General features: G+C 34.1%; 12 protein-coding genes. 10 read left to right on the forward strand and 2 right to left on the reverse strand.

The window, feature by feature from the left end; translation table 11 throughout:
- Window positions 1–747: hypothetical protein (locus tag ABX784_RS12840; RefSeq protein ID WP_372655454.1), on the reverse strand; the 747-nt coding region annotated here is incomplete at its 3' end.
- Between the two features lie 182 nt (window positions 748–929).
- Entirely contained in the window at window positions 930–2,396 is a 1,467-nt protein-coding gene (locus ABX784_RS12845; protein ID WP_372655455.1) for a hypothetical protein, read from the reverse strand.
- 224 nt (window positions 2,397–2,620) lie between these two features.
- Between ABX784_RS12845 and ABX784_RS12850 the strand changes: the two genes are divergently transcribed.
- The 10 genes from ABX784_RS12850 to ABX784_RS12895 form a co-directional block, all read left to right on the forward strand.
- Entirely contained in the window at window positions 2,621–3,562 is a 942-nt protein-coding gene (locus tag ABX784_RS12850; RefSeq protein ID WP_372655456.1) for an LPP20 family lipoprotein, read from the forward strand.
- An 11-nt stretch (window positions 3,563–3,573) separates the two neighbouring features.
- Window positions 3,574–4,263, forward strand: coding sequence for a hypothetical protein (locus ABX784_RS12855; RefSeq protein ID WP_372655457.1), 690 nt, complete (start codon window positions 3,574–3,576; stop codon window positions 4,261–4,263).
- A 14-nt stretch (window positions 4,264–4,277) separates the two neighbouring features.
- Window positions 4,278–4,886, forward strand: coding sequence for a hypothetical protein (locus ABX784_RS12860; RefSeq protein ID WP_372655458.1), 609 nt, complete (start codon window positions 4,278–4,280; stop codon window positions 4,884–4,886).
- Entirely contained in the window at window positions 4,880–6,571 is a 1,692-nt protein-coding gene (locus ABX784_RS12865; RefSeq protein WP_372655459.1) for a hypothetical protein, read from the forward strand. Before ABX784_RS12860 ends, ABX784_RS12865 begins: the two co-directional genes overlap by 7 nt.
- 32 nt (window positions 6,572–6,603) lie before the next feature.
- Window positions 6,604–7,572, forward strand: a complete 969-nt coding sequence (locus ABX784_RS12870) for a hypothetical protein (RefSeq protein WP_372655460.1) — start codon at window positions 6,604–6,606, stop codon at window positions 7,570–7,572.
- A gap of 135 nt (window positions 7,573–7,707) precedes the next feature.
- Entirely contained in the window at window positions 7,708–8,214 is a 507-nt protein-coding gene (locus ABX784_RS12875) for an NADH-quinone oxidoreductase subunit B (protein WP_372655461.1), read from the forward strand.
- Window positions 8,207–8,908: an NADH-quinone oxidoreductase subunit C gene (locus tag ABX784_RS12880; RefSeq protein ID WP_372655462.1), complete on the forward strand. Its 702-nt coding sequence runs from the start codon at window positions 8,207–8,209 to the stop codon at window positions 8,906–8,908. The genes ABX784_RS12875 and ABX784_RS12880 overlap by 8 nt, the downstream gene beginning before the upstream one ends.
- A gap of 1 nt (window position 8,909) precedes the next feature.
- Window positions 8,910–10,043 carry an NADH-quinone oxidoreductase subunit D gene (locus tag ABX784_RS12885; protein ID WP_372655463.1) on the forward strand — a complete coding sequence of 378 codons (1,134 nt, stop codon included), beginning with the start codon at window positions 8,910–8,912 and terminating at the stop codon, window positions 10,041–10,043.
- Window positions 10,040–10,561: a 4Fe-4S binding protein gene (locus ABX784_RS12890; RefSeq protein ID WP_372655464.1), complete on the forward strand. Its 522-nt coding sequence runs from the start codon at window positions 10,040–10,042 to the stop codon at window positions 10,559–10,561. Before ABX784_RS12885 ends, ABX784_RS12890 begins: the two co-directional genes overlap by 4 nt.
- Window positions 10,562–10,734: 173 nt before the next feature.
- The coding region (locus ABX784_RS12895) for a hypothetical protein (protein WP_372655465.1) at window positions 10,735–11,027 on the forward strand (293 nt) is incomplete at its 3' end.

An 11,027-nucleotide genomic window follows, 5' to 3' on the forward strand; every position in this document is an offset into this window, starting at 1 on the left:
CATTTCTTCAATCTCTTCAGGAGTGTAGTCTAACTCCATTAGCTTTGCTTCAAGGTCGACTTCTTGTTCGTTAGCAGCTTTTAGAAACTCAACCTTATCTTCAGGCGACATTAGTCTATCATCTATATTATTATCATTATCTTCAATTTGAATACTTTCCTTGGCTAAGTATTCTGGTTCTACTACTTCTTCGGTATATATATTCTTAAATCGTAGTATCTCAATTTTAAATTCTTTAGAAACAGAAAATTTCCTTATTTTTGCCATTGCTTCTCTATCAAATCCTAGATCTTCAAAAATAATAATCTTTTGGAAATCTCTAAGATCAAAGTTCTCTCTAATAACAAAATAGTAAAGTAATTCAATATCTAGATATTCTAATGGTGCATTTTCTACGTTTAACTCTTTATTAATATTTTTTATAACTTTTTGATGATAGGAGAGTTCTGCTAAATTCTCTTTACTAGCGTAGAAATCTTCAATGAAGTTTATGACTGTTGATTCTTTTCTTCTCTGGCTTTCTAGATCTTTAGATGAGACTTCTCTGAAATTATCTACCTTGGGTTTATTTTGAGTAAGGTCGTTTAGTGTGTTTAAAAGAGCAATAGTTTTCTTCTTATCATCATTTAATAGTGATTCACTTGATTGTACCTTGTCTTTTAATTCACTATAAGAGAGGTATGAGTATGTTCTTAAACATAGACAAAGAACAAAAATCCAGAATGTGGAAATTGACAACTTTTTCATTTCTTACTACCCCAGTATGACTGTGTATGAGGATATAGGAATTTAGACTCTGGACAATAGTTGTCTCGATGTATGAGAAATGAGCAATAACTTGTTAATATATTTAGAGGGGAGGAGAATTCTCTGCCCAAAAAAAATGGCAGAGGTAGAAGTTAGCCTGGCAATAATATATGGGTTTTCTTTTATTCTTTCTTTTGAAGTTCGAATATTACCTCAACTCGTTGAGACGCCTCACAGTCATAATCACCACATCTTCCATCTTGGTTACTTGCAAGGTTTCTCCCAAGAGGTATAGGCTCAGAAAAAGATTTACCTGATACAACAAGTTTTGACCTTATTTCATTCTTATATGGGAGCTCTAAGTTCTCACTTATAATTGCCTTCACGATTGATTTGGCCCTATGGAGACTAACTTCCATATTTGCCTGGTAGGCTTCTTTAGTTGCCTCTATAGGTTTTAAAGGCTGACCTTTATATCTAGGGGATGAATGGCCAATGACATGAATATTCTGGACTCTGTCTCTAAGCTCTTCGTTTGTAAATATTTCTTTGCTATAAGCACTCATTATGGATTGAAGTTTTATTCTAGAGTTTTGGTCTAAATTGGTTTGTCCTGATGTAAAGAAGAATTTCTCATCTAGAATCAATTTTAAATGACTTGGATCTATTTCGATTAAGTATCCAAGGTTTGATTTAGAAATAGTTTCTTTACTCTCTATAACACTTGCAGGCATTCTTGAGGCGTTACTTGTTGAGTCTTTTCTTTTTAGGGCAGCAACATACTTTTCTTTTAATAGATTGATATGTTGGCTATATTCTTCTTTCATATTTTTATTAAATTCTGAAAGTTTTTTATTTTTTATCTTCTCTAGAGCGAGCCTTTCTTCCATTCTATTAAATGAAACTTGATACTTCTTAAGCTGTTCATTTGAATCCTCTAGTTGTATTGCTAGTTGTTGATTTCTTTTTGATATATCATTTAGATCCTTATATTTTACTAGCTGGTCTTGATAACTAATGATTCTTATACTTTTTTGATGTAGTTGATTTTGAAGTGTTCTAATTTCTTGAACGTGCTGACTTTCTGATAAGAAGGCCATCTTTTCCATTTCTTCAGGAAGCTCATTAAATGAGTTTGTTAAATTTTTTATTTTATAATTCAGTTTATTGATTTTTTCAGTAAGTTGAGTGTTTTGGTTTTTAACCATCTTCTTTAAGAAACCTATTCGCAAAGTCTTTTCCTCAATTTGTCCCTTGAGATCTGCGATTAAGTCTTCTTGTCCTTCTATACTATTACTTAACTCTCTTTTCTTGAATTCGCCTTTAAGTCTTTGAGTAAGAGAGAGTTCATTTACTTTTGAGTTAAGAGATTTAGTTAGCTTCATATATTCAAAAATAACTTTATTCTTTTCACTAAGAACTTTATCTATGTTTTTTAGGACGGCATTTTTCTGGTCATGCGTCAGAAGTAGGTCTTTCATTGTTGAATCATGAGGAGTGAGTTTTAAATTTATTGAAGCAATCCCATCAATATTAGATAGGAAGGTATTTGTTCCATCTTGAGATTGAGAAGCTCCATATATATACTCTGTACTTAAACACATTAGAGAAGTGATAAGATATAACCTGATACCATTTTTATGAAACATTTTCTTTCCTTGCTTAAGTAGTTAATTATATCGGTCAATTAGTTGTTATACTTTAGTGTTTTTGTCGAGTAACTGGTGTTGGAAATATATATAAAGTTTTGATTGTTAAGTTAGCTTATTTGTCTATGTTTTGTATTAGTATTCTTAAATTAACTAAATATTTAAAATTGTATTTCTATCGTCAATTCGTTAGCATTAGTTTAGAAATTTTTCCTTAGGATTATATGTATAAAGTAATAAGTTTAATATTTCTTATCCAGATGAATATTTACGCTCAACCTATATGGATAAGCTCTCCATATGAGTTTTGTCCTCCAACTGAAATATGTGCAGTAGGTGAAGCTACAGGAGCATTAGCTGCTGAAGCTGCAGCAAGAGATTCTCTGGCCAAAGTTTTTAGTGTAAATGTCAAATCCTCACAATCAGTTATTACGACTTCAAAAAGTACAACTGAAGAAGATGTTGTTAAAGGTTCGGTAAGTGAGGAGACTTACAGTGAAATAGTAGAGTTTACTGATGAGGTTTTGGAAGGTTCATATATTAAAGAAAGGTATGAAAGTGATGAAAGCCATTTTGCTCTTATTGCTTTAAACAAGACGAAAACATCTGGTATATTTGAAGATAGAATGAAGGGCATAGACACAGAAGTTAAAGCTCTTGTTAAAGACGGTAGAAGAAGTTCACTAAATAAATCTATAAAGAAGTTAAAGCTTCGCGCTTCAATTCACGATAAATATAGAATCTTAAAAGGATCAAAATATTTATCCTCTGTATCAATGGCAGAAATTCTTAGGCTTAAGAAAATCAAAAGAGAACTTGGTACAAAGGTTTCTCTTAATGTTCGAGAGATAAGTAATACTAAAGAAGTTATGAAATCAATTAAATTCAACCTTGTTGAGAATGACTTTATTGTTACGAGAGATAATGCAGATTTTAAAATTGAAGTTTCACTAAAACAAGAACCTCAATACATAAAAGTTAAAGGTTTTGTTAAATATAAATTTATCCTAAATATAAGAAGTCTAAATAAAGATGAGAATGAAATAGGCTCTTTGAAGTACGAAATAATACAGACGGGAAGATCCCAAGAGCAATCATATGAAAATGCTCTACCAGGAATAAATAATTTTATATATGAAAAGTTTAATGAATTAAATATAGATTAAGGAGCTTCTGAATGAAGAAATCATTATTTGTTATTTTTTCTCTTTTATTACTTGCCTCATGTGGGTCATCGGATAAAGAGAGAGTTGTTGAAGAGAGAGAGAATACGGGAATCAGCAGAGAGTATGTTGTTAAAGACGCAAGCTCTAACTATAGACCAGGTTGGATTGAAGATCCTGAAGTATGGGCAAGAGATAAGAACAAGGATACTGCAAAAAATAGGTACTTCTCATTTGAAACTGAGCCAAAAGTTTCTAGGAAAATTGCCTGTGATATTGCAAAAGCAAATGTAAAGGCAGATATCGGTGGTGAGATTGCTACATTTATCGATAAGCAACTTGCAACTTCAACTGAAGGTGATGCTTCAATTGATGAGAATAACCCAAACTTAAAGCCTTTAAGACAGTATATCGAAAGTACTCTAGCTGAAAAAGTTCAGGCGTTAATCCACGGAGCTGCAGTAGTTAAGACGTACTGGGAAAAGAGAGCTTATAAAGTTGAACTTGGTGCAAAGAAAGATTTTAAAGCATATACTTGCGCTGTCTTTATCAGAATGGATAGTAAAAGACTTGCAGATGCTGTAGATGAAGCTGCTAACTTTGTAGCTAACCAAAGTGATGATGAAGCTACAAAATCTAATGTTAAGAAGGCACTAGATAATGCAGCTGAGAACTTTACTAAAGCTAAGAAAGGCGAAATTTAATTAGGAGAATATAAATGAAAAAAATATTAGCAAGTTTACTGACACTTTTACTTTTTACTTCATGTGGAAGCTTTCAAGCAAAGAGAGTTGATGCTTCCGAGTCTGATGAAAAAGCGATGGAAATTACAGACCAATGGGTTCAGGGCGATACTGAAAGAGTTGTTTCTGAAATATTGAAAAATATTTCAGATCACAAAGGGTTTAAAAGATACTTAAGAAAATCTGGGAAAACTCCTACTGTATTTATAGGAGAGGTGAAGAACTTAACTTCAGAAGCTTATTTTCCAATCAATGATATTAACGATGAATTCTTAAATGAAATTTCTGCAAGTGGTGATTTTATCTTAGTAGACGCTTCATCGAGAGAAAATATTCTTAAAGAGATTACTTATCAAAATGATGGAATGGTAGATCCTTCAACTGCTAAGAATATTGGTAAGCAAGTTGGAGCTGATGTAATGATTTTTGGAAATATTTACATGAAGCCAGCAACTAGAGATGGAAAAACAATTAAGCAGTATTCTGTAAATATTCGTATGACAAATATTGAATCTGGTCTTGAAGTATTAAGAACAAGAGCAAAACTGTCTAAATTTTCTAATCAAAGTGCTAGTGGGTGGTAGGAATCTATAAATTACTTTCATCTTTATTAATTCTTTCTCTGGTTGCTTCTTGTGCAACTGGAGGAAGAAAGATTTCTAAAACACTTAGAGAGCAAGTTAAAAGAGGGGACTACTCCTCTGCATTGAAGTCTCTTGAGGCTTCTTCTTTTTATAAGAAAAACAGTGAATCGAAATTACTTTATCTTATGGAGAAGGGGCTTCTTCAGCATGGGATGGGTCACTACAATTCTTCAATTAAAACTTTTGAAGAGGCTAAGACTTTAGTAAGAAAACAATACACTGTTCGCTATTCTAAAAAATTGAAAACATATATTGGAAATGAGAGTTCGGATATTTACTACGGTGAAAAATATGAACTTTCTACTCTATTTTATTATCAGGCCTTGAATCATTTTCTACTTTCCTATAATGAAAAAGTTGATGAGTATAAAATTGAAGAAGGTGGAAAAAAATCTTTAGTATGGAAAGATTTAAATGATAATCAAAGAAGACAGGAGTTATATAGGGCACGAGCTGAGCTGCTTGCCTGGGACTCTTTTTTAAACGAACTAAGAAATGATAGATCGGGAATATCGGTTTTTAAAAATGATCTTTCTGCCAAATTACTTGGTGCAAGAATTCACCAAACAATTGGTGGCTCTAAAGATTTAGAAATAGCGTACCAACTCTATAAAGACGCATACAACTTACTTATCAAAAACTATAATGCTTATAAAACCTTTAATTTAAAAAGTAACAATTTTGTAAAAGACTTTAAAAAGTTTCCAAAGCTTGGGCTGAATATAGTAGAAAAAGAATATATTTCAATGTCCAATCACCAAGAAGAACTAAGAGAGTTTCTTAGAAGCAAAATCTTAGGACTTAGCAAGCAATTAAGACCTAGAAGCTGGAAAAGAGAGATTGTTCCTTTTGGAATAAATACTGGTAAAGTAGCATCTTTAAATTCTGGAAATGTTTCTATATTGATAGAAGAAGGTATAATTCCTCAGAAAATTGCTTCAAAACAATACTTTGGTCTCAGTGATAGCTTGGCAACTAAGAGTCCCGCCCTGGCTTTACTTCTTGGAAGATTTTCTGCAAATATTTTAGGCCTTTCACCACCTGCTGGAAATTATGATCCTGTCGGACATGATGTTGGTCTCGCCGTTGGCTATGTTGCAGCTACACAGTCTGCAATTTCATTTGAGCTCCCTGCTATAGAGAGTTTTAAAGCGTCTCCTTCTCTTCTACTTGAAGTTTGGCAGGAAGAGACTAAAGTCAAAGAAGTTATAGTCCCTCTTATTAGCCCTGTAGGGGATATTGCTAGTCAGGCCATCGTTGAGCAGTCCGCTTGGTTATATCCTAAACTAGGGGCAAGATTAGCGACTAAGCATGTTGTGGCTATTTTGGCCGCTTATGCAACTTACAAAGCGTTGAAAAAGAAGAATGAATTCTTAGCTAAGAGTGGAGCAGTTCTTCAATATGTTGCATCCAGTAAAGGTATAGAGGCATCTGAGAGGGCCGATACTAGGCAGTGGACGACTATTCCAGCAAGTATTAGAATGACCGAGTTTAACCTTAAGCCTGGAACTTACAAGTTAAAGGTAAGAACACTAGGTGATATATCTTCTACTAAGTCAATTGGTCAGGTAATAGTTGAGGATGAGAAGAAAAAGTACTTTATTCAAAAGAGAGTAAACTTCTAAAGACTTCATTTTAAAATTCCGAAAATAGGTTAATGAGTGCTCTATCAAAATCATTAATTCTATTTTCATTCCTTTTGTTTCTACAGACTGTAGAGGCAAAGTCTTTTGAGCGTCGTCAGAGAGTTATCCATATTGAGTCTGAAACTAATTGGAATACAAGTTGGTATAGTAATAGTGACGGAAAAAGAGCTTCTCTAGATAAGGTTATCCAAAGCCTAAAAACTTCAAGAACAGGAAAACTAATATTAGAGAAGGCTTCTTTGAAGGCGAGAAGTGTAGGTTTAACGCTTAGAGATGTTATTGATGTTGGGAATAGTTCATTAACAGATACTACACTTATAAGAAAGTTCTCCCCAGATAACCCAGGAGAGATTCACTATCAGACAAAATCTAAGGTCTACCTTAATAAGGGCTTATCATTTAAAGATGCAGTTTTAGACTTAGCACACGAATTAACTCATTACTCTTATAGAGATCCTTTCAATCCATATGTGTCTAAATTTACAGTAGATCAATTTGTAAGCTCAGTCATCGAAGGTCGTGGTGGTGAAGTTGATGCATACTTAATTGAGTGTAGAGTACTTAAAGAACTTAGACCGACAAGTTTCAATAGTAGTTCAAACTGTAAAAATGTAATTGACCCTATCTCTGGAGAGTTTTCTAAAGAGCTTGGTATTGAGAAGTTTTATGATGTTGGGCAGTATTTTGGAAACTTTGATGAAATATTAAACAAATATGGTTGGAAAAAAACTAGGTTTCCTAAATTAGGTAAAGGGGAGGCCTTATATATATCCTCAGCCTATGGACTTCCATATCCAGTTGCAGCCCTCAGTGAATTTACAACAATTATGGGGAAAGCATGCGAAAATGATTATAATCGCTTAGCAATGATGAGGGACGGATTGTCGACTAATTCTCGTTTCCCAGCTTCTGTCGCACATGGCAAATTTAAAAGTCTCTACGCTTCTTACAAGACGCGTTGTTCTCAATTTCGTCCTTAAATCTTATTTTGACTAATATCGTCGTCGAATGTCGCATAGCATTTGTCTGACAGTTTTGGTATTTTTTCACGCCCTTACATTGACTAAAACATGTCCTAAAGGTAAAAAATATGAGATAATTTCAAAAATTTAAAATTGAACAAAGAAAGGAAAACGCTAATGCAAGACAGCGTCGTTTTGATGAAGTTAGATGACTTCTTTAACTGGGGTCGTAAGAATTCACTTTGGCCTATGACATTTGGTTTAGCATGTTGTGCAATCGAGATGATGGCAACAGGTGCTTCTAAGTATGACTTGGAAAGATTTGGTTGTGGAGCTTTTATGGCCACACCAAGAAGAGCCGATTTAATGATTGTTGCAGGAACTGTAACACTTAAAATGGCACCAAGAATTAAAACTCTTTATGAGCAAATGGCAGAACCAAAGTATGTAATCTCAATGGGATCTTGTGCAAATAAGGGTGGACCTTATTGGCAACATGGTTATCACGTACTCAAGGGTGTAGATGAAGTTGTACCTGTTGATGTATATGTTCCTGGTTGTCCTCCAAGACCTGAAGCTTTAATTGAAGGTTTAATGACTCTTCAAAAGAAGATCGCTAATGAGAGACTTCTTAGAGATAAGTGGGTGAAGCATGCATAATGAAGTTGTAGAGTTTTTAAATGCAGAGGTTGCTGGTTGTAATGCTGTTGCAAATATTGCTGAAGTTGGTGATAGTTCAATAACTGTTGATGCAACTTTTATTAAGCAAGTTTGTTCTGCTCTTAAGTCTAGTGATAAATTTAAAATGAATGTTCTTCAGGTTGTTTCTGGTGTTGATTATCCAGAAGAAAACATCATTGAAGTTAACTATATAGTTGCTAGTTTTATTGAAAACACTGAGCTAATTGTTAAGGTTCGTCTTCCAAGAGGAGATGAGAATAATCTTCCAAAGGTTGAGAGTGTTTGTGACGTATGGAAAGCTGCTAACTTTTTAGAGCGTGAAACATACGACATGTTAGGCGTTGTTTTTGAAAATCATCCAGACCATAGAAGAATTTTATGTCCTGAAGATTGGGAAGGTTTTCCTTTAAGAAAAGACTACGTAGTTCAAGAGAAGTATATGGACATGGTTGTTAATCCTCCTGAGAAGATTAACAAAGATGATATTGAGTTCTTTGCAAAGATGAGAGTTGAGCACGAAGATCCAACTCAGGTTTCTGGATCATGGGTTGATGATCACGCATGGATAGATCAAGACCTAGCTAATAAAGCTAAAGATAGAGTTGCTCAAGTTAAGGCCGCAAAGAAAGCGAAGACCGAAGCTGCAAAAGCAACTGAAGAGAAGGGAGAGTAAGATGGATATTTCTAAACAAGAAAAACTTCACACTGACCTTCTGACTCTAAATATGGGTCCTCAGCATCCGGCGACACACGGGGTTTTGAGAGTTGAAATTAAGACTGACTCTGAAACTGTTGCTGAAGCAATTCCACACCTTGGATACCTGCACAGATGTAAAGAGAAACATTCTGAATTTTTAGATTATAGAGGAGTTATTCCTTACACAGATAGAATGGACTACCTTGCTGCAATGAATATGGAGCATGGTTACTGTCTTGCTATTGAGAAAATGCTTGGTACAGAAGTTCCAAAAAGAGCAGAATACATCAGAGTTATGATGGCAGAGATGCAAAGAATTGCTTCTCACTTAATGTTCTTTGGGACTTACGCAATTGACCTTGGGGCCTTTTCTCCATTTTTATATGCGTTCCAAGACAGAGAATTTATCTTAAGAATTTTTGAAGAACTTTCAGGAGCTAGACTTCTTTATAACTACATCTGGATAGGTGGAGTTTGGACTGACATTAATGATGCTCAGTTAAAGAGAATTGAAGATTTCCTAGTTGAGCTTGAAGAAAATGTTAAAAAATACCATAACCTAGTGGGTGAGAACTCAATCTTTATTGGAAGAACTGCTAATGTCGGAGTTGTTTCTAAAGAAATGGCCTATGATTATGGAGCAACTGGTCCAATGCTTAGAGGTTCTGGAATTGACTGGGATTTAAGAAAGCAAAGACCTTACTCAATCTATGAAGAGTTTGATTTTAATACAGTCGTTGGTGAAGGTATTAAAGGACAAGTTGGAGATTGCTGGGATCGTTATTATGTAAGAATAATGGAGATCTTTGAGTCTATTAAAATAGTACGTCAGTGTCTTGAAGGAATTGAGGAAGGTCCTATTATGGGGAAAGTTCCAAAAGTTCTTAAAGTACCAAAGGGCGAGATTTATATGAGAACTGAGTGCCCTAGAGGTGAGCTTGGTTACCATATTGTTTCTGATGGAACTAAGAACCCATACAGGGTTAAAGTTAAATCATCATGTTTTACACACGTTTCAATGCTTCCAGATATGGCTCCAGGTCAGATGATTGCTGACTTTGTTGCTTCAATTGGATCAATTGATATTGTTCTTGGAGAGGTTGACCGATGAATACGACAACACTTACGACAACTGAAAATGAAGGACTAACTTTTAAGAAGTGGTTGTTTAATATTTTTCGTGCTGTAAAAACAGTTTCTAAAGGTATGATGATCACTATCAAGTATGTCTATGGTGTAAAGCCTGTGACTATTGAGTATCCAGAAGTTAGAGAAATCTTACCTGAAAACTCTAGATCAAGACTTTTTAACGACGCTGAAAACTGTATTAGTTGTTACCAGTGTGCTGTTGCCTGTCCTGTTGACTGTATTTACATTACAGCGACTAAGAGGGATAAGGATGCACCTAAGTTAAAAGCTTCCAATGGTAACCCTATAAGGCTAGATCTTCATCAATATACAATTGATACAGCTCTTTGTTGTTATTGTGGTCTCTGTACGACTGTTTGTCCTACAGAGTGTTTAACTCACACAACTGATTATGAGTTTGCTCAATATACTTTAGATTCTATGAAGTATGACTATCTTGCTAAAGACATTAGAGCTTGGCGTGATAGAATCGTAAAATAAATTCTAATTTAAATTAAGAATATATTATAAGGCCTTCAAATTTGAAGGCCTTTTTTGTGCAGAAATTCTTTATTAAGTTTTCCTAATCAAGTCTGACAAAACCATAACTGTAAAACAAATATTTAGAGTGATACTTAGATTGCAATTATTAACACATGTCTTTAGGAGACAACATGAAATTTTTAGTTGCACTTTTTTTACTTTCAACAATTACTGTAAATGCAAACACTGTAGAGACTGTTTACAATGTAGATTCAAAGCTTAACAAATTATTACAAGTAGAGATTGCTGATGCACTAACTTCTAAATTTAGCTGTATAAATGCATACGGACTGAAAGAAGTTTCTACTAAAGTTGTTGTTGATGAAGTAGATCAAGGTATTGTTGATTACTATTATACTACTACTTTTTCAGTAGATTACACTTATGATTACCACCCAAATACTACAACTATAGTAGTAAAAAG

This window comes from Halobacteriovorax sp. (assembly GCF_041587335.1).
Classification (GTDB): Bacteria; Bdellovibrionota; Bacteriovoracia; order Bacteriovoracales; family Bacteriovoracaceae; genus Halobacteriovorax.

Bases quoted from the DNA above. Each gene is read 5' to 3' on its own strand.
- ABX784_RS12845 (WP_372655455.1), bottom strand. From the start codon at position 2,396: ATGTTTCATAAAAATGGTATCAGGTTATATCTTATCACTTCTCTAATG.
- ABX784_RS12850 (WP_372655456.1), top strand. From the start codon at position 2,621: ATGTATAAAGTAATAAGTTTAATATTTCTTATCCAGATGAATATTTAC.
- ABX784_RS12855 (WP_372655457.1), top strand. From the start codon at position 3,574: ATGAAGAAATCATTATTTGTTATTTTTTCTCTTTTATTACTTGCCTCA.
- ABX784_RS12860 (WP_372655458.1), top strand. From the start codon at position 4,278: ATGAAAAAAATATTAGCAAGTTTACTGACACTTTTACTTTTTACTTCA.
- ABX784_RS12870 (WP_372655460.1), top strand. From the start codon at position 6,604: ATGAGTGCTCTATCAAAATCATTAATTCTATTTTCATTCCTTTTGTTT.
- ABX784_RS12880 (WP_372655462.1), top strand. From the start codon at position 8,207: ATGCATAATGAAGTTGTAGAGTTTTTAAATGCAGAGGTTGCTGGTTGT.
- ABX784_RS12885 (WP_372655463.1), top strand. From the start codon at position 8,910: ATGGATATTTCTAAACAAGAAAAACTTCACACTGACCTTCTGACTCTA.
- ABX784_RS12890 (WP_372655464.1), top strand. From the start codon at position 10,040: ATGAATACGACAACACTTACGACAACTGAAAATGAAGGACTAACTTTT.